Genomic DNA, 19820 nt, shown 5'->3' on the forward strand with positions numbered 1-19820 from the left:
CCTCCCCCTCACCGCCATGCGCCGGTAGCTGAGTTGGTTTAGCTACGGACTCTTAATCCGAAGACGGGGGTTCGATTCCCTCCCGGCGCACGTATTTGCCCCAGTAGCTCAGCGGATAGAGCGCTGGCTTCCTAAGCCGGGTCGTCGCAGGTTCGAATCCTGCCGGGGGCACGTCACAGAACTGCAAAAACACACCGCTACCGGCCGATCACTGATCGTAGAAGCTGGTTTCGCGCTTGAATAGATGATCGAGGATGCCCCGACCATTCGGCCGGGGCATCCTCGCGTTGACCCCGATGTAGGGTGCCGAACGCGCCCGGATCGCAGGAGATGTGCGCGTCGTGGCCAGGTCGGCGGCTCGCTGCCCCCACAGTCGCGATCGCAAGTTAGCGGACATGGTCGAGCGGGCGGCGTTACCTCGGGCCCGTTGGCCCGGACACGCAGGCGGCCCGTCGGCTGGCGTGGAGCAGCGGAGTCGGGCCGCGCCGACCACAGACAAGCCATGGGTTGTGAGGGTGGAAAGGTTTGGCCGGCGGCCGACCGGCACGGCCTGGACGACGTGCACCAGCTGCCCGCGTCGGCCGCAGGGCGCGCCACGGTCGTCGAGCTCTGCGTGCGGCGGCGCGCATGGTGCCCGGCCACCCCTCCACCATGAAAGGCGCTTCGCGTTGCAGGCGATGACACAAACCGGTCGCCCTTGAGCAGCGGAGCCCTGCGACCCTATGCGGTCAGGAGTCAAGCGGCAGGCCGGTAGCCCGCCCGCACGAGGCGCGCGCTGCCGCACCCGTCACCGACTCAAGGGCAGTATGAGCGAGCGTCAAGGCCGCCTCGACGTCTAACGAGCCGAACGGAGGAGACGGCGTGTGCCGGACATGGCTACCCTTGATCACGGAGCCGGTCGGTTGAACCCGGTGTTGACCCACTGGGCCGTGGTGCTGATTTTCCTTAGCTTGGCTTGCATCTCAACCCTTGTCTCAGTGTCCGTATCGGCAATGAGTCCTGAGAGCGAGGTGAGCCGGATGGTAGCAACGCTTGTCACCGTTGTTATGTCTGTCGAAGCAGGTCTGATGACCAACTTGGCAGCGTCAGCACTGGGTTGAGTCGATCGTCTCCACCCCAGTTACCCTTCCGAGTCGTATGGCAATTGGCAGGCCAGAGATGGCAGGGTGGACACTGTGACTGGACGTGAGATCGCCGAACTGGGAACCTGCGAGACCTGTCATGATCCAGTTGACCTTACGAACGAGCAAGCCGCGGCGCACCACACTTTGCGTACCAACGATGTCGCCTGTGACGCGTGCTGGCACTGCTGGGACAAGCCTCGTTGTTACAGGTGCTTCAACGCCGACTGCCAGTGCTCAAACCACTAGATGACCGGGACGTCGCCTACAAGCAGATGATCAAAGACGCCGTTTTTGCGAGGACGGGCCCGGGAAGACATGTGGGGACGAATCTTCAATCCAGCGCGGCCGCGAACTGCAAAAAGCGCAGCATAGTCGATCTGCACCTGATAGTTGAAGCTCACTTCATTTTTGTCTAAACATCAGACGCAGCCCCCCGGGCGTGCGCCCGGGGGGCTGCGTCTGATGTTTCTGGGGCGCCGCCGCCGGACTCTGCAGCTCGCGCCCGGAACCAGCCAGGCCCGGCTTATCGCCGGAGTGCGCCGGCCGGCAAGGCGCCGGAAGTGGCTACGAAGCGACACTTGAACGCCGCGCGAGGGTGGTGCCAGCATCCTGAGCCCGGACACTGAGGCCAAGAGGCAGCCGAGCCCGTCAGCGTGCGCGCCACGCGACAGTGATCCCTCGGGCGACACCAGGGGCCTTCGGAACACTCCGCTCTGGTTCAGTTTTATACATCAACTACGTGGAGATGGTAGTGTCCTCGTCGTGACCGAGGACGAGAAGGTTATCTCCGAGATGACCGACGGCGGGATTGTCGGGGCGCTCCGGTGGGCGGTGGCATCGGCGCATGCACGAGCGTGGGCGGACTTCGACCAGGAGACGGGCCACAACCAGACCGTGTTGGGCATCGCAGCGCACACCCTTCTTGCTGATCGGCTTGACCGGGTGTTCCGGCTGGAGAAGTACCTTGCCAGTGAGGATGCTCGGGACCAGGACGTGCTGCTGGCAGGGCTGTCGTCGCCCGAGCAGAAGTCGATGCCGGCCGTCACGGGGGTGGAGCGTGCAGACCTCAACAATTCGCCTGCGTGGCGGTACGGTCACAGGCGATGGTTCTTGAGCTCGTTTGAGTACGGCAAGGTCCACGACATCGCCTGGGGTCGGAAGAGTCCCACCAAGCGCAAGATCGCAGTGCAGGCAGGATCGGACAGTCCCGAGCAGTTCGTCCTTCCGGGGACCTATGACGTCCCCGTCGGTGAGAACCTCACCCCGGTTACTCTCCGCGAGTTGCTCGCCGCGAACGAGCGCAACTTGTCCGATCTCGTGCTCGCGCACAGTCTGGACCCCTATAGCGGGGCCACCGAGCTGTTCCTTGGCCGTCCCCGCCTCAACATCGGCGGCGGCAAGCCCTGGGTGTGGTTGCGCTCCTTGCTGTCCGGCGAAGGAAGCGCCGGGTCAGGCACCAGGGTTGACGCTCCAGAGCGTATCGAGCCGACGCGCAGTGCCGATGTGCCCGACGCCACGGTGCGGTTGAGGCCCCGTATCGCCGGTCAGGAACCAGGAACTGGATCCGTAGGACGATGAGTGCTGCACAACCGCCCGCAGCCGCGCGGCTCGCTGACGCCGCGCGGCTGTTCAGCGGGCGACGACTGACCTTGGCACGCCAGGTTGCCGGACTGCGTAAGAACGGTCTCGCCGAACGGATCGGCAAGACCCCGACTGCTGTCGCCAGCTATGAGAACGGTACGAAGAGACCAGCGACAGCAACGGTGGCACAGCTTGCGCTGACTCTTAAGGTTGAGCCGTCGTTCTTCATCGGCGTCGACTTGCCCGAGACGCAAGTTCCGACGCCTCACTTTCGATCTTTAAGGTCCACCACGCAGCTTGTACGTGACCAGTCGTATGCCTACGGATGCCTGGTAGCCGAGGTCGCCGCCTCACTCGAGAAGTACGTCGAACTACCGCCGCGTGACGTTCCGCGCTGGCCAGTTTCCCAGGACGAGGTTGCTTCGGGTGAAGCCGAGACGGCCGCCGCATTTGTCCGTGCCGAATGGAATATGGGCAGCGGACCTGCCGGCCACCTCATCCGCCTGCTGGAGAACAGGGGTGTTCTGGTTGTCTTCTCGCTTCCGCAGACAGCCGCCGTGGATGCATTCTCGTTCGAGGCGGGAGCGCGGCCGATTATTCTACTCAACCCTGTAAAGGAAGACTACTACCGGCAGCGATTCGATATTGCCCATGAATTGGGCCATCTCGTCATGCACGCTGATTCCGAGCCGGGCAGCAAGATTGTCGAAGATCAGGCGCATCGTTTCGCGGCGGAGTTTCTGATGCCGGCGGCCGGGATCATCGAGGACCTGCCTGCCAAGGTGGACTGGCAACAACTGTTCGTACTTAAGGAGCGTTGGGGTGTCAGCCTGCAGGCCGTTCTCATGCGCTGCCGACAGTTGAAGGTGATGACCGAGTCGACTTACCAGAGGGCCATGGTTGCGTTGTCGTCTAACGGTTGGCGACGCCAGGAACCCGGCGAGGGGACCGCGCCGGAGTTGCCGTCACTGCTACCTAAGAGTATCGATCTTCTCGAATCGGCTGGCTACTCCACCCAAACCCTGGCAGCGCAAGGACGTATACCGATCTTCATATTCGACGCGGCCACTTCGCGCCGCCCAACCGTGGACGTCCAGTTGCCAGACATGGGGCTGCGGCTTGCAGGTAACGACGATAGCTTTATCGTCCAAGGCGATGCCTTGCCATTTCCGGATTGGGGTGGACGAAGCAGTCACTAGGCGCCCGATTTCCTGAGTGGCCGACGCTGTTTTTCGTCCGATGGTGCGAGGCGGGCAGCCCTTTGAAGCCGAATTCCACAGTTAGCTCGTACGTTGAGAAGCCAACGTGGGCCGTGGTCCAGTCGACTTTAAGTTCTCCGCAGGCTGGCGCCGCCGGGCCCTAATGGAGGTCAAGCTGATGTCTAGCCGCAAGCTGCGCCTCGGCGCATCTTGCGCAGTGCATGGTCAGCGAGCGGATCAGCGGTGCTAACTACGCGTGTTTCGGCTTTACCGACTAGGAGCTTTCTGAAGAGCGCGAGCTCCTAGGCCGTGTTTCGTAGCGGTTGACGGTGTGGCGGTGGTCGCTAATAGGAGAGGTCTCCGGTAGTTGGTTCAGCGACCAAGCAGAACGTCACACCGGAGACCTCGTGCCGAGCGTAGCGGCAGCGAGGCGACATGACCTGACCGACGTGCAGTGGACGGTCCCCGAGCCGTTGCTGCCTGCGGGAACGGGTCATGCTCGGCCGCGCAGATGGACCATGAGACTGATCATCGACGGGATCCGCTGGCGGGTGCGGACCGGATCACCGTGGCGAGACATCCCCGCGCCCTACCCGCCGTGGCAGACCCTGTACCGGTGGTTCCGGCGCTGGCAGCGTGACGGCATCTGGGCCCGGATCCTCACCTCGTTGCAGACCAGCGCGGACGCGGCGGGGTTGATCGGCTGGACGGTGAGCGTGGAGTCGACCATCAGCCGCGCCCATCACCACGCCGCCGGGGCCCGCCGCGACGGCCAGGCGCAGAAAGAGCCCCCCGCTGGTGTGCAGACCGAACCGGCCGATCACGGGCTCGGCCGATCCAGGGGCGGCTGGACCACCAAGAGCCACCTGGCCTGCGAGCAAGGCCGCAAACTGATGGCCGTGGTGGTGACCGCCGGACAACGCGGCGACAGCCCACAGTTCATCCCCGTGCTGGCCAAGGTGCGTGTCCCCCGTGCCGGTGGCGGTCGGCCACGGACCCGCCCCGACATGGTGCTGGCTGACAAGGCGTACACGTCCGAGGCCAACCGCTCCCACCTACGATCCCGCAGCATCCGGGCGTGCATCCCGAGTAAGGCCGACCAGGACGCGCACCGCAAGGCCAAAGGATCCAAAGGCGGACGCCCGCCCGCCTTCGACCCCAAGGTCTACCGCCTGCGTCACGCCGTGGAGTGCGGCATCAACCAGCTCAAACAACACCGCGCCATGGCCACCCGCTACGACAAACTCGCCGTGCGCTACGAAGCCACCCTCACCATCGCCGCCATCAACCAATGGCTCCGCGCCCTACGAAACACGACCTAGGCGGCGAGACCTGCGGGCGCACGAGGAACAGTCGGGGCACACCGTCACACCGCGCATTATTGATGCAAGGCCGAGAGTGTCCGCCTCGAACCTTTGATCTGACCTCTGTTCATTATCGGTCGCCGCTACGACGAAGTGCCGGCCGACGGCGAAGGCTCGAATCGGTACTCAAAAAATGCGGCTACTGCACGCGATGTGATCCGCACTGTGTAATCAGCGAAGTGTTGCAGGAACTGCCAGTTCGGCCGCATGAAGTAACCCTCGTCTGTCGCGGTCTCGATCTCGGCGGCATTTCCTACTACTGCCCACCTTCGGCCATGCGCCAATCCGGAGAGCATTCGGTACCTCCACTCCGGCTTGCGTTCTGGAGTCTCAGGGCCGTCATAGTCATTGAACAGGGCGGTCATGTCCTTCAACGGCACCGTGAGTTTCCGTGCCCCATTTTTATTGAGGGCCAAGAATCCGTCCCTAGCTGCACCGTCTAGCACGCGATCGATAAGCGCCTGTGCGTTGGCTTCTGAGGGATTGGCTGCGTCCTGGAACTTCCGCATGTCCTGCAAAGACTTCAATTCCATGGCATAGCCGCGGCCAATCCGGTCCCGGCTAGTGGCAGTGGCATCGAGCAACCAAAGCGTGTGCAGGCTCGGTTCGTAAACGGCTCGGGCGAGGGTGTAATGGGCGAGGATTGGCATTGGCAACTTGCCAAGGTCACACGCCAGAATGTTGTACCAGGTTCGTAGGTGGTCGAGAGCTGTCCCTACAGCGTTACTGGCGCAGTTGTAAGCGAATGCAGCATTGCCGACCGACAGATCCCGGTTCAGCTGAGACTGGGCGTGTGTTGGACGAGTCTTGCTGGCCGCCATGCGTTCTTCGAGGTCATTTACGGCCCCAAGAGCACGTAGGATGCGATTCGCGGCCGCAACGTCGATCGGCCTGACGGTATGGAGCTTTAACGCATCGTCCACAATGTCCTCTACTTCGACTCACTACGGCAGCCGTCGTCCGAACTGGCTCATCGAACAAGGAGCGTACTCTTATCGGCTCGAAGCGGGCGCCGGCCACAGGCCGGCAGCGAACAAGGCTGGCTAGGGAGAGGCCAACCTGCAACCGCTGCGGAAACTTAGACACGCGGTCAGTCCACAAGTCTGCCCACCTTGCCCAAGAGATGTCCCATGTCGAGCCGTGCAGGTCTGTCTCTGGCCGGGGGCGCGTCTTAGAACTGTAAACGCGAAACGCGACTGGTCAGTCACTGATCGTGGAAGCCAGTTTCGGGTTCGAGTAGACGATCAAGGATGGCTGGGCCGCTCGGCCGGGGCATCGGACGTTGGCTCGATGTACAGCAGAACGAGGCGCTGATCTTGCCGGGCTGGCGAACAGCACCTTCCACCCGACCGCGCTTCCGAGCGGCTGTGATGGACAGATGACCCTGGGTGCCCCAGGACCTAGCCAGGCTGCTCGACGGGTACTACAAAGAAGCACAGCCCGTCTCGCTCGTGCCGTCGTATAGACTGCCGCTCTCGCAGTACCGCAACACTGATGTGGTCGATGGGTGTGCACCCGAATTGCGAACAACGGAGGAGTGCTCGTGAGTCCGCGGTCCGGCGGCGAGGCCGACAAGTTCGGCAATCGCTATGAGGGCGCGTGGACGGTCCGGCACCTCCTCTATGTGCTCGCGGGCAGGGCAGAGTCCGTAACTGTCGAGGATTTTCATGACCTCGCCTTGGGCGTTGAATTCACCTACCGGCGCGGTGAAGTCGTCCAGGTTCACCAATTAAAGCGCCAGAACTACAACGCCAACAGTTGGACGGTGAAATCTCTTCACGACAAGGGCATATGGGCGAACGTCCGGCACCATGTCGACGGGGGCCGACAGTTCCACTTCATATCCATCGTGCCGGCCGTGACGCTCAAGAGCTTGGCAAGTCGGGCAAGACGTGCCGAAGGTGCCATCGAGTTGGTGAGTGATTGGCTGACGAACAAAGACCTACGCGAGGCGTTTGATGGTCTCTGCTCGCCCGATATCTTCGGGGATGCTGAGCTCGCCTGGCGGCTACTCAGAGGGTTCTGGATCGATTGGCCGAGCGAAGACGACATCATCGAGGTCAACGCAACGTTGGCCGAGTTGCAGCTAGAGGGTGCGACGGGGACGCTAGCCGCAGCCGGCCTTGGCGAATTGGTTCTCAACAACCTCGGTGTTCGCCTCGATGTCGCCAAGATTGACGCGGAGCTAAACCGGTATGGGCTCCAGCGTTCTGATGCCCGGCGCGGCAAGGTAATGGTCGAGCAGGCCGAGTCAATAACTGTCGGATGGGCCGTCAGCATCGAGCGTGAACTCCTTCAGCCCACGATACCTCGGACGGAAGCGACCCAACTTCTCGACTCGTTCAATGGCCCGGACCGTTTGTTTCTTTTGACAGGTTCTGCGGGCGGAGGCAAGACAGCTGCGTTGCATCAGGTGTTTCAGTCGTTGCGAGGCACCGGAATGCCCGTCCTCGGGTTCCGGCTGGACCGAATCGATCCCTTCTCTACCACGACGGACCTTGGGCGTAGAGTCGGCTTGGACGTCTCGCCTGTGACCGCGCTCGCAGCGGTTGCGGGGGAGCGTGGGTGTGTACTGATTGTTGACCAACTGGACGCCGTTAGCTTGGTCTCCGGACGAGTGCCGACCAACTATGACGCCGTCGCCAATCTGGTACGTGAGGCATCTGCCTTCCCGGAAATGCGCGTCGTCCTCGCCTGTCGCAAGTTTGATGTCGATAATGACTACCGCATCCGGGAGCTCGTGAGCGAGAAACGATCGGCCCATGTCCACGTCGGGGAGCTGTCCGACGTGCAGGTCGTGGAGGCGGTTCGGGCAATGGGCCTCGACGCGTCGACTCTCAATGTTCAACAAAAGAAGCTCCTCAGCTCACCGTTGAATTTGGTACTACTCCGGCATATAGCCGATGAGGCGAACGCCCTCTCGTTCCAAACGACAAATCATCTGCTTGACGCTTTCTGGCAGCGTAAGCTTATCGACTGCACACAGAGGCGAGCCTCGGTTCGGTTCAACCACGTTGTCTCGGCGGTCGCCGAGGCGATAAGCGGGAGGCAGAAACTTTCAGTACCAGTAACCGTGCTCGACGACGGTGACCTCTCGGTTGATGCGGACGTTCTGATTTCAGAGCACGTTCTGGTTCGCGACGGACAACAGATTTCATTTTTTCACGAGTCGTTCTTCGACTATGCCTTCGCCCGCGCGTGGACTAGGCGTAACCAAACACTCGTCGAGTTCCTTGAGGGCGGCGAGCAAGAACTATTCCGGCGGGCACAGGTTCGACAGGTCGTGAACTACCTGCGTGAATTGGAATCTAAACGCTTCCTGCCAGAGGTCGAAGCACTGCTGACGAGCTCCGCCGTACGTTATCACATAAAGGACGTGGCCCTCACTCTCATCGGGGCACTCGATAGCCCGACGGCGGGCGAGTGGATAATGGTGTCCAATGTTTTAGAGGCACACCCGACATTTGAAAACCGGCTATGGCGTTCACTCGGAAACGTCAACTGGTTCGAACGCCTCGATGCCGAAGGCATGATCGAGGAGTGGTTAGACTCGGCGGATCAGGCGGATCATTCGCATGCTCTGGATCTCATGGCGGCGGCAGCCAATCGTTACCCCGATCGGCTGACGCATATCTTGCGATCTCACCTTACGAAAACCGAATATCCGGAATGGCTTCAATGGGTCGTGCGTTTTGCTGATCTTCGCCAAAGCCGGAATCTGTTCGACCTCGTTTTGGCGGCTGTCAGAGAAGGGAAGTACGATGGCGCAGAGCACGAACTTTGGCTTGCTGCGGATGACCTAGGTGAGCATCAACCGGCATGGGCTGTAGAGCTACTCAGCGCATTCCTGGTTGATCGACCCGGGGCCTTACAGATCAACGATGAATTCAAGGTTGTTGCGCTGCTCGACCGAGATCACGGCGCAGCCAAGCTGGCGCAACTGGCCGCTGCTGGTGCCCCATTGTCCTTCTGTGAGCTCATCGTTCCCTACATGCTGCGGGTGATGGCCCTGACGGCGTACAAGGACCGAGATGAGCGTCTCCTACGGGACAGACATTTCAGCTATCGGTTACCGAACAACGCCCCACATGAGCTGGGGGAGGCGCTCCTGGCCGGGGCGGCAGCGGCCATTCGCCTAGTGGTGGAGCGCGATCTTGCTGCGGCGTGGCCCACTCTGGACCTACTTGCGGCTGACTCTCATGAAGCGGCGCAATGGCTGCTATACGAAGGCTTGAGAACGGCAGGACCGCCGATTGCGCAGTGGGCGGTAGACCTCCTGCTTGAAGGCAACCACCGTTTCATGAGTGGCTACACCTCGAACGGCGTTTGGTCCGCACGGCAGGTCATCCAGGCAACGAGCCCGTTCGTTGCCGAAGAGCCCTTCCGGCATCTCGAAAACGCTATCCTGGCACTCCGCTTTTCGTGGGAGAAGCGCCGTCCAGGTTGGTACATGTTTAACTTGCTATCGGCAATGCATGAAACGCGTCTTTCGGACGTAGGACGACGTCGCCTCGGAGAACTGCGGCGGCGAATAGGTGCCGACCAGCCGCCTGAGCCGGAAGGCGTGACGGGAGGTTCAATCGGCCCACCAATCCCTCGCGATGCTGCCGAAAAGATGACTGACGACCAGTGGCTGCGCGCGATGGTCAAGCACAACGCCGGAAAGACCGACTGGCAAACCTTGACCGGCGGCGCTCAGGAACAGGCAGGCGTACTCCAAGAACAGACGGCTGCCGATCCAGAGAGGTTCGCACGCCTGGCACTGCGGTTTACCACCGAGACCCATCCGGCCTACGGGAATGCCGTCCTAATTGGCCTGGCTCAGGGGGAGGCCAGGACAGATCCTGCCGCAGCCTTCGAGGCGGTCCGCCACCTTGCTGCGCTCGGCCAGCCAGCCAACGACCGCTGGATCGGCTGGGCGCTGCGGAAGTACCTCAAGCTAGTACCGCAGGATGTGACGGAGATCGTGCTCGACCGGGCGGTCAACGCCATTGATCCCGTAGACGGCAGCCTGAAGGTGTGGCTTACCAACCGTGACCATACTGGCGGTCAGGACCTTTACAGCTCAGGGACCAACTCTGCACGTGGCAGCAACGCGGAGGTTCTGGGTGATCTCCTGGTGCACGACGCCGACGGCTCCCGGACGGCACTGGTCCTGCCCATGCTCGATCGCCTGGCGTCGGACCGGGCGATCACGGTACGCGCCTGCGTGGCTCACCTCATCCATGCCAGCATCAGGCATGCTCGACGAGACGCCGTGCGCGCCTTTCACCTTCTTGTCGATGCAGATGACATGCTGCTGGCCACCGAAGCGGTCGGACGGCTAACCGCACACCTCGGTTACGAGAATCCCGATATCGCGTGCCCGGTGATCGAGCGGATGGTTAGATCGCCTGTTTACGAGACCCGACAGGTCGGCGGCCAGTTGGCTGCTCTGGCAGCCATGCAATGGGGCACGTCGGACCTGCTCGACTATGTACTCAGTAGGGGCGACGTTCCCGTGCGCGTAGGAGCGGCCACCACATGTGCTCTCGGTCTCCTGGAGACAGGCGACATCGAGGTGGCGAGGCGGGCACTGGAACAGTTCATGGAGGACTCGCGGGATGAGGTCCGCAGGGCAGCTGCCAAAGTCGCCGGCGCGCTGCGGGGACAAAAACTCCGTTCCTTCAGGGGAACGCTCGCCAGCCTTATCGCATCTGCCGCGTTCGTCGACGCTCTGCCGCAGTTGCTAATCACCCTAGAGCGTGCACCGGATCAGGTCGATGACTTGGTACTGCAGTGCTGCGAGCGGTTCGTTGATGTCTCCGGCGTAGACGCCGGAGACATCAGAACCGGTGCTGCGGCTGATGCGCGGCAAGTGGGGAAGCTGCTGGTTCGGGCGTACGCCCAGACAACATCGGAAGGAAACCGTTCAAGGATGCTCGACCTGCTAGATCGGCTGCTTGCTATCGGAGCACATGGCGTCACCGACGTCGTTAGGGAATCTGAGCGGTAAGCGCGATATCGCTCATCATGTAGTCGAATGGGTTTGCGTTAGGGGCGGTACGACCGCGCGCCGATCTCCACCGAACTCCATCGCTCACTGTGACGCTCGCTCGGCGGCAAATCAGTAGATCCGTTTGGTTGCGGCAGCCCTTGGTGGCACTGCCGTGCTTGTCTGGGGCGCGCAGGCCATCCGGACGATTGCGTTCCGTCAGCCTGACCGTCCGTTGGTAGTTTGTCTTGTAATCAGATAGTCACGCTGGCATGCTGGGCTGGCACTCCGGCAAATCGGTCCGTCGGGTCGCCTCGTTCGGCAGCGGAGGCCCGAAGTCCGGCGGGCCAGGGATTAGGGTGGCAGCGATCTTGCAGGACCACCCGTGAGGATTGCAGCGAGACGGGCGGTGATGGGTTGGCACCGAAGTCGGGTGCGTCAGATGGACCCAACAACCTGCTCAGCGACGCCCGCCGCCGACTTTTGTCCCCAAGCGGTTCAGGCCGACGGATGTCCCGGCAGGAGGTCGCCGAGGCGGTCAACACCTACCTGTGGGACACCTACGGCACGAGAACCAGCATGGACGCCAACCACGTCGGGAAGCTTGAGCGAGGAGAGCACCGCTGGCCCAAGCCCACAACCCGGGAGGCGTTCCGGGCGGTGCTGAAGGCATCGCGGGACGCCGATATAGGCTTCTACATCACCCGTGGCCAACGTCATTCTGATCCCGTTGTGCACCAGATGCCCCCTGGCTGGAGGCTCACCACTGTAGATGATCATGCTGGCGAGTCGCTGACCGGCCGGGAGATCACGGACACTGGCGATATGAACCGCCGCGAGTTGCTACGCCTGCTGAGCCTGACAGGTGCGCTGCTGGCCGCCGCGCCCGTCCCGGCCAGCCAGCTCGACTGGGCGCGCATCGAGTCCTCCGGTGACGGGAACAGGCGACTAGACCCAGCGACCCTCGACGAGTACGAGGGGCTGAACGCCCAGCTGTGGGCGGCCTTCGGCGCGGCCGAGTCCAAGGCGGCAGTATCACCGCTGGTCAACCGTCAGCTGACCACGCTCACGGCCAACCTACGTCGCTCCCACACGACACTCGTGCACCGCAGGCTCTGCGGGGTCACCGCCGACCTGCTCCAGCTCGCCGGCGAGGTCGCCTTCGACGCGAACGCGTACAGCGAGGCCGCGCACTGCTACACCCTGGCAGCGACCGCCGCCCGAGAAGCCGCTGCCTACGACCTCTGGGCGTGCGCGATGATCCGTCACGCCTTCATCAGCGTCTACGAGCGCGACTTCCGGCACGCCGCACCGATGCTGGACGCTGCCGCTGGCCTGGCCCAGAACGGGGACAGCGCCCTGTCGACCCGGCACTGGGCACACACTGTGCGGGCACAGGCTCTCGCGGGCCTCGGGGACCTCGGCGGATGCCGGCGGGCGCTCGACCAGGCCGAAGAGGTCAACCACCTGCCCGGCCAGGTGCACAACGGCGGATGGTTGCGCTTCGACGGCTCTCGGCTCGCCGAGGAACGCGGAGCCTGCTACGTCGAGTTGAGGCGCCCAGACCTGGCCGAGCCGGTGCTGTCCGGTGCTCTGTCGCAAAGCCTCTCCACGCGACGACGCGGAACCGTTCTGACGGACCTCGCCTTGGTCGGAGTTCACCGTAGCGACGTACACCAGATCGTGCTCTACGGCAGCGCCGCCCTCGATACTGCCCGCCAAAGCAGCTCGGGCGTGGTCGGCGCCAAGCTCAACCAACTACACCACCACCTGCAGCCGTTCCTTGCCGACACTCACGTTCGGCATCTCAACAGCCAGATCAATGCCCTGACAAGGGCAGGGAACTGACACGACCAGAGGGAGGGTCAGCGTGCAGGTCGAAGAACCGGGGCGCGTGTTCCGCGAGGCATGGATCACGGGCGTCCGTAAGCACTACCCTGGCGAACCAAAACCGGGCTACGTCACGCCCTGGGAGGATACGCCCGGATGGGAACGGGAGAGTGCCGCCGCAGTGTATGAGCAGGTCCGCCAGTTCATCGAGGCAGCCGACGGCGCGACGGCGAAGCTGACCCGTGAACAAAAAGGACGCTTTGTTGCCCTGTGCTGGATTGCCCAGATATTCAAGCACTTCCCGAACCCGAAGGCTTCCTACGTGGCCGATTGGTCAGACATGCCGGAGTGGCAGCGAGAGACGGACTCGGACATCTTCGAACACATCGAGCAGACGCTCGTCTCGACGCGCTGAGCCGAAGACAAGTCGACAGGAGCGCGCAACTCCCGCTCATGCTCGCATAAACGCCCGGCTGCCTGCTGAGCCGGCGTGAGACTGGCGGGCAGGGCACTACGCGGACCAGCATGAACTGCGCCTGCAAGCGGTGGACTCATGGCGGCCGAGGTCTGCGCGGCGCGCCCGGAAAGCCGGGCGCGCCGACGAGACAGAAGCTCAGGGTGCGTCAAACTCACCGTCACGGATGCCGTTGGTGAACGCCGCCCACTCACCCCGGGTGAACCCCAGCGCTGGTCCCGTCTGGTCCTTCGAGTCCCGCATCCCCACGGTGCCGTCGAGCGCGAAGGCGACCTCGATGCAGTTGTCGCCACCGCCGGAGCGGCTGGACTTCCGCCAGTTGGTGAACTTCTCGGGGTGCATGGTCATCTCCTGGTGTAGTCGGGCAGTTCCTCCGCCACCCTGGCGAGGAAGTCGAGGCTGTCGGCGGGGCTGAGGGCCGCGGAACGCAGGCGCTCGTACAGGGAGGCGTAGTTGGCAACCTCGTGTGGGTCGGTGAGGACGAGGTCGCTGGTGATGGTGTCGACCGCGACGACCACTGGATCGCTCGGGTCGGGGTATCGGTAGCAGAAGTACGACGACCGGGGTACCGCGTTGCCAGCGATTCGTGCGGTCAGCCGCAGTACCCGGATCGTGGTCCTCTGCTTCTCGTGGCCGACGTTGATCAGGTGATCGAGCTGCGCGCGGACAATCTCCGGCGGTGCGGCGTGCCGACGGATCGCGAGTTCATCGATGATCACTTCGTAGGTGGGCCCGCCGGGTCTATCAAGGGCCCGTTGCCGGGCAGCTCGGGCTTCCAGTGCTCGCTCCACCGTGAATCTCCGGGGGTAGGCAGCACGATCTGCCACCGCGCGGACCTCGGTGTACGCCGGGATCTGCAACAAGCCCGGCAGCAGGGTGATGTGGTACTCGGCGATGTGCTCCGCACCGGCTTCCAGGTCCGCGTAGAGGGCCTGCCGTGGTCCCATCTCGACGCGGAACTTCTCCCACCAGCCGTTCTCCTGGGACTCGCGAGCGATGGCCATGATCACTTTCCACCGCTTCTCGTCAACCCGAAAGTGGTCGAGGACTCGCATGATCTCGTCTTGATCTGGTCGGACTCTCGCGTTCTCCAAACGGCTCAGCTTCTGCTTGGCGATCTTTGTCTCTTTGCAAAGCCGCTCAGCGGAGTAGCCGTGTTCCTCCCGTAGTCGCACAAGTTCGCTAGCGAGCCGGCGACGACGAACATACGGACTGATCACCGACACCTCCGGCGGGAGACGCGAATAGCCCCGGCGATCCATCCCGCCTGGACCCCGGCGACGAGAGCGTAACGCCTGTTTTGCCGATCACCGCCAGCGCCGATCATGCTTTCCGCAAGGAAACCCCTGGTCAAGCGCGCGCCGACCGGTAAGTCTCCCCCTAACTTTCCCCATTGGCCGGTGTTCCCGGAGCTACGCAAGAACCGCGATCGTGGAATCACCACAAGCGATGTGTATACGGCTTGAAGTGGGGTTACTTGGCGAACTTTTCGCGGCGGACCCCCACGTCCGAGGTGCGGGAGGAGCGGCATGGCCGCCACGGGCGCTGATCGCCATCCGGCAAACCTGGGGCTCCTGCCCGCTGTCACTGCCAAGAAGGGCGTGACGGCGGGCAGGCCGAACGTCGCGAGTTCTCTTGGGAGGCCGTTCCAGGAAGGCGGATCGATCCGCCTGCCAACGTGCCGGTAGCTGCGGGGGCTACCTGCCCACCCATCATCCCAGTCCATTGGAGGGCTTCCATGAACAGCCTGCTCGCCGTCAGCAACGACCCGTTCGAGCTCGACGTGCAGATCGTCACGGAGGGTCCGGTCGCCGCCGCTCTGCTGGCGGACACGGACGACGGCTGCGACACCGTGAAGGGCAGCGACTGCTGACCCGAACACCCCCGCTGGTTCCGGCAGGCGATCCCCCGATGCCTGCCGGAACCGGCACCTCCACACACCAGCCATTCCCCGGAGGTGCGCTTCGTGACGGAAGGAGGACGACTCATGTTTCGGTCGGTCGATGCCGGGACGATCCGCATTGCCGCTCACTCATGGCCCGACGGCCCTGCGCCTTGGCCGGAGCGGAGCGACGCCTCCGGTATCGCGAGATGGTTGCACGCGACGTGGCGGAAGGTCGGCCTGGCCGAGGCTGTCTGGGCCGCCAGCCCTGAGTTCGCTGCTCGCGTAGAAGCGGTCCTCGCCGCCGGAGGCGCTAGTCCGGACCGAGGGTGGCGGATGGCGCTGGCGCTGGCCCGGTACCTGGTCCGTGCGCAGCGGCGTGCAACGCCCTTCGGGTTGTTCTCGGGGGTGGCGACCCTGCGGATCGACACGGTGGCTGCGGTGGTGCCGGCAGGGCGGCCAGCGATCCGGGTACGGCCGGACGCGGGTTGGCTCGCGTCCCTGATTGCGCGCCTTGAAGCTGAGCCCGACGTGCGCCGCCGTCTACCAGTGCAGGCGAACAACCTGGCGCTCGTGAACGGGCCTCGGATCGTCGTGGCGCGCCGGCCGCACGCCTGTGCACGTACGGAGTCGACCTCGGTCAGGAACACCGAAGCGGTACGGCTGGCGGTGTCGCTCGCCCGTTACCCGTTGCCGTGGGCTGAGCTGGTCGACGCGGTCGCTGCTGCGTTTCCAGGCTTTCCACGGGCGTCCGCTGACGCGATGGTTGCCGGCCTGGTGGATCACGGAGTGTTGATCTCCGCTCTCCGACCACCATCGACCTACACGGACCCGATCAGGCATATCCGGGACACCCTCGATGAGGTGTTCGAGAGTGATCCTGAGGGACAGCGAGCTCTTCGGGTTGAGCTGCGCTCGCTGCATGGTCGTCTCGGTGGTACCAGCGCAGGGAGCACGACGTACCTTCGTGGGCTCGCCGACCGCATGCGCAGCGTGGCACCGGCCAACCAGCCGCTCGCGGTGGATCTTCACCTCGCGGATCAGGTCGCAATGCCGGAGCAGGTCGCCGCCGAGATCGCCGCATCGGTGGAGGTGTTACGACGGCTGACGCCAGATCCGGCGGGACGGCCAGAGTGGCGTGCGTACCGTGCCCGGTTCGTCGACCGCTACGGGATGACGGCGGTGGTGCCGCTCGCTCGGCTGGTAGATCCGCTCGTCGGGTTGGGCTTCCCAGCACATTTCGGCACTGTGGCCGACGCGCCTGCGGCTCTGCTGTCCGGCCGTGACGAGCGCCTGCTCGCGATGGCTCAGCAGGCGTTGATCGACGGTGCTCGTGAGGTGGTTCTCGATGATGCGGCCGTCGAATGGCTCGCCGGCACTGGCCGGGCCACCGGGCCTGTCAGTCCTCATATCGACGTCTCGGCAGAGGTCCGCGCGGTTTCGCTGGAGGCGCTGACACAGGGACGGTTCACTGTCGCGCTGACCGGCATGGGCCGTTCGGCGATGGCGACGAGCGGGCGTTTCCTCGACGGGCTGCCCTACGCCGATCGGGAGTTGATGTGCCGGGAGTTCGCCCGCCTTCCTGTCGCGGTGGACGGGGCCATTCCGGCGCAGCTGAGCTTCCCGCCGCGCAAGCTGCACACCCAGAACGTGCTCAACTCTCGGCAGGTACTCCCGTGGCTGGTCAGCCTGGCCGAGCACCGGCCCGTGGCCGAGAACGTGATCGGCCTTGACGACCTCGGCGTGACCGCCGGCCGCGACCGGCTGGTGCTCGTGTCGATGTCGCGGCGGCGGGTGGTAGAGCCGACAGTGGCGCATGCCGCCGCCGTACACACGATGCCGCTGCTCGGCCGGTTCCTCCTGGAGCTGCCGCGAGCCACGGATGCCCGGCTGAAACCGTTCGACTGGGGTGCGGCGTCCTGCTTGCCGTTTCGACCCGCGCTGAAGTACGGCCGCGTCCTTCTGACGGCGGCCCGGTGGCGCGTCGATCCGACGGCCCTGCCCGATGCGAACGCAAGCGATGGCGAATGGTTGGCCGCCTGGGAGGCGCTGCGGACGAGGCTGCGGCTGCCGGCATGGGTGCAGGTCGGCAAGGGTGACCAGCGGCTTCGGCTCCACCTCGATCAGCCCATGGATCTTTCCCTTCTGCGTGCCCACCTGGACGCCAGCACCGGACCGGTAACCGTGGTGGACGCGGCGAGCCCGGCGGACTTCGGTTGGCTCTCCGGCCGCGCCCACGAGATCGTCGTGCCAGTCGCCTCGACGGCTGCGCCCGCTGCCGCACCGGCTGCGATTACCGCGCGAGGCGCATGGCCGCCACCTGCTCCCCCCGAGCCGGTCATACCGGGTGCCAGTGGCCTGCTGTCCGCTTCGGTGGCCGTCGAACCTTCGACGATTGAGCTGGTTCTGATGCGAGGGCTGCCAGCGCTGTTCGACGACTGGCCCGAGCCGCCGCTGTGGTGGTTCGTGCGCCTGCAACGCCCCACCCCGCATCTTCGACTACGGCTGCACACCGATGACTACGGCGACGCGGCGGTACGGGTCGGCCGGTGGGTCGCCGGGCTCCGACAGCAGCGCCTTGCCGGCGATTGGAGCCTGGACACCTACCATCCCGAGTCCGGTCGGTACGGTTGCGGCACCGCGCTGGCAGCGGCCGAGAAGTTGTTCGCCGCCGACTCCACTGCAGCCCTGGCGCAGCTGGTAGCGCAGCCCGAGTCTGGGATCGATCAGCGGGCACTGACCGCCCTGAGCATGGTCGACCTGGCCGCCTCGATGCTCGGCAGCCGCACCGACGGATGCGAGTGGCTGGTGGCGCGCCCCGAGCAGACCGGGCAGGCGCCGGTCCAGCGAGACGTGCTGCGTCAAGCGGTCACCCTCGACCCGAGCGAACTTCCGGAGCCCATCCAGCATGCATGGCGGGAGCGCTCCAGGGCCGCCGCCCGGTACGTAGCCGAACTGTCCGCCGTCGCCGGCCCGCTCACCCCAGCCTCGGTGCTCGCGTCGCTGATGCACCTGCACGTCGTTCGCGCTCTCGGTCCCGAAGACGCCGAACAGCTCACCTATCGGTTGGCTCGCCATGTCGCGCTGGCGGCGGTGCGTCGCCGGGTTCGCGCCAAAGGAGCATCCCGATGACCGAAGCACCGCTGAGAACACCGTTGCTCCGGGCGGCTGAGGCGATGGCCGCGTGCATCACCGACACCCTGACCGAGCCGCCGCCCCCGGATTTCGCAGCGGACGACTACGGGCCACGCAGTACCCGCTGGTACGCCCAGTCGCTGTCCCGGGGTGCCACCGGGGTGGCACTCCTGCACGGGGTGCGAGCGCAGACAGGACACGGCGGGTGGGAACCGGTCCATGCATGGCTGCGACGCGCGACCGCTGACCCGCTGAACAGCGGCAGCGGAGCCGGACTCTGGTTCGGCACACCCGCTGTCACCCACGCACTGACCATGGCCATGCCGCACTCCCGCCCAGCAGCCCTGGACGCGCTTGATAGTGCCCTCGATGACCTGGTGGAACGCCGCCTGGCCGCTGCCACGGCACGCCTCGCGGCGGGTGCCCGGCCCTCGCTGTCGGAGTTCGACCTCGTACGTGGGCTGACGGGCCTGGGAGCCCACCTGCTGCGCCGCGCCCCGGACGGACCGCTGCTCCGGCGGGTGCTGGCGTACCTGGTACGGCTCACCGAGCCGGTGCACTCCAACGACGCCGCAGGCCGACTCGCGCCGGGTTGGTGGAGCGCAGACCCCGCCGACCGCGAAGGTTCGGAGCAGGGCGGACATGCCAACTTCGGCATGGCGCACGGCATCGCTGGCCCGTTGGCTCTCCTGGCCCTGGCCATGCGGCAGGACATCCGGGTGCCGGGGCACGCGGAGGCGATCCGCCGGATCTGCACGTGGCTCGACCGCTGGCAGCAGACAAGCCCTGCAGGACCGTGGTGGCCGGAGAAGATCACCGTCGCGGAGTTGCACGCCGGAAAACCCTCCATGAGCGGACCGGCGCGGCCGTCCTGGTGCTACGGCACCCCCGGAGTCGCCCGCGCCCAGCAGCTAGCGGGGATCGCTCTCAACAACGCCGCTCGGCAAGAGGCGGCAGAAGAGGGTCTGACCAGTTGCCTGGCCGACCCCCTCCAACTCAGCCGGATCGTCGATCCGTCGCTGTGCCACGGCTGGGCAGGACTTGCCACTACGGCCTGGTACGCCGCCGCCGACGCCCGCACCACCAGCCTCCAGAAACAGCTGCCCCAGATCGTGCGCCTACTGATCCAGCACGCCACGGACACCACCCCGGCACGATCCGGCTTGATCACCGGCCCCGCCGGAATCGCCCTCACCCTGCACACCGTCGCGACCGGCACCGACGTCCGCTGGGCCACCAGCCTACTGATCAACTAG

The 19820-nt window shown here is 64.5% G+C and carries 12 protein-coding genes and 2 tRNA genes; 11 read left to right on the top strand and 3 right to left on the bottom strand.

Features of this window, described 5'->3' with window-relative positions:
* Positions 1-18 precede the first annotated feature (18 nt).
* The 5 genes from ACIBTX_RS14750 to ACIBTX_RS14770 all read left to right on the top strand — a co-directional run bounded on the left by ACIBTX_RS14750 (position 19) and on the right by ACIBTX_RS14770 (position 5226).
* Positions 19-90 (top strand) — tRNA-Lys (locus tag ACIBTX_RS14750).
* A 7-nt stretch (positions 91-97) separates the two neighbouring features.
* Positions 98-171: transfer RNA gene (locus ACIBTX_RS14755), tRNA-Arg, on the top strand.
* A gap of 1715 nt (positions 172-1886) precedes the next feature.
* Positions 1887-2702: a hypothetical protein gene (locus tag ACIBTX_RS14760; RefSeq protein WP_396832571.1), complete on the top strand. Its 816-nt coding sequence runs from the start codon at positions 1887-1889 to the stop codon at positions 2700-2702.
* Positions 2699-3904 (top strand): XRE family transcriptional regulator, encoded by a 1206-nt coding sequence (locus ACIBTX_RS14765; protein WP_396832572.1) that lies wholly within the window; start codon positions 2699-2701, stop codon positions 3902-3904. Before ACIBTX_RS14760 ends, ACIBTX_RS14765 begins: the two co-directional genes overlap by 4 nt.
* A gap of 407 nt (positions 3905-4311) precedes the next feature.
* Positions 4312-5226, top strand: coding sequence for an IS5 family transposase (locus ACIBTX_RS14770; protein ID WP_396832573.1), 915 nt, complete (start codon positions 4312-4314; stop codon positions 5224-5226).
* Positions 5227-5351: 125 nt separating this feature from the next.
* Here ACIBTX_RS14770 and ACIBTX_RS14775 read toward each other — a convergent pair whose 3' ends face one another.
* The gene (locus ACIBTX_RS14775) at positions 5352-6191 is read right to left on the bottom strand and encodes a hypothetical protein (RefSeq protein WP_396832574.1); all 840 of its coding nucleotides are present in this window, start codon (positions 6189-6191) and stop codon (positions 5352-5354) included.
* A 620-nt stretch (positions 6192-6811) separates the two neighbouring features.
* Here ACIBTX_RS14775 and ACIBTX_RS14780 point away from each other — a divergent pair.
* From ACIBTX_RS14780 to ACIBTX_RS14790, 3 genes are all read left to right on the top strand, one after another.
* Entirely contained in the window at positions 6812-11263 is a 4452-nt protein-coding gene (locus ACIBTX_RS14780; protein WP_396832575.1) for a hypothetical protein, read from the top strand.
* 489 nt (positions 11264-11752) lie between these two features.
* Positions 11753-13090, top strand: coding sequence for a transcriptional regulator (locus ACIBTX_RS14785; RefSeq protein ID WP_396832576.1), 1338 nt, complete (start codon positions 11753-11755; stop codon positions 13088-13090).
* A gap of 22 nt (positions 13091-13112) precedes the next feature.
* Positions 13113-13487 carry a hypothetical protein gene (locus ACIBTX_RS14790; protein ID WP_396832577.1) on the top strand — a complete coding sequence of 125 codons (375 nt, stop codon included), beginning with the start codon at positions 13113-13115 and terminating at the stop codon, positions 13485-13487.
* A 198-nt stretch (positions 13488-13685) separates the two neighbouring features.
* On the opposite strand, the gene ACIBTX_RS14795 is transcribed toward ACIBTX_RS14790, so the two are convergent.
* Together ACIBTX_RS14795 and ACIBTX_RS14800 are read right to left on the bottom strand one after the other, a co-directional pair.
* On the bottom strand, positions 13686-13895 hold the full coding sequence (locus ACIBTX_RS14795) for a DUF397 domain-containing protein (protein ID WP_396832578.1): 210 nt from the start codon (positions 13893-13895) through the stop codon (positions 13686-13688).
* Positions 13892-14767 (bottom strand): helix-turn-helix domain-containing protein, encoded by an 876-nt coding sequence (locus ACIBTX_RS14800; RefSeq protein WP_396832579.1) that lies wholly within the window; start codon positions 14765-14767, stop codon positions 13892-13894. The genes ACIBTX_RS14795 and ACIBTX_RS14800 overlap by 4 nt, the downstream gene beginning before the upstream one ends.
* Positions 14768-15285: 518 nt before the next feature.
* Here ACIBTX_RS14800 and ACIBTX_RS14805 point away from each other — a divergent pair.
* From ACIBTX_RS14805 to ACIBTX_RS14815, 3 genes are all read left to right on the top strand, one after another.
* Positions 15286-15420: an FxLD family lanthipeptide gene (locus ACIBTX_RS14805; protein WP_016815038.1), complete on the top strand. Its 135-nt coding sequence runs from the start codon at positions 15286-15288 to the stop codon at positions 15418-15420.
* Between the two features lie 114 nt (positions 15421-15534).
* Positions 15535-18561, top strand: a complete 3027-nt coding sequence (locus ACIBTX_RS14810; protein ID WP_396832580.1) for a lantibiotic dehydratase — start codon at positions 15535-15537, stop codon at positions 18559-18561.
* Positions 18558-19820, top strand: a complete 1263-nt coding sequence (locus ACIBTX_RS14815; protein WP_396832581.1) for a lanthionine synthetase C family protein — start codon at positions 18558-18560, stop codon at positions 19818-19820. Before ACIBTX_RS14810 ends, ACIBTX_RS14815 begins: the two co-directional genes overlap by 4 nt.

The sequence above is a fragment of the Micromonospora sp. NPDC049359 genome (assembly GCF_044466585.1).
Lineage (GTDB): Bacteria > Actinomycetota > Actinomycetes > Mycobacteriales > Micromonosporaceae > Micromonospora.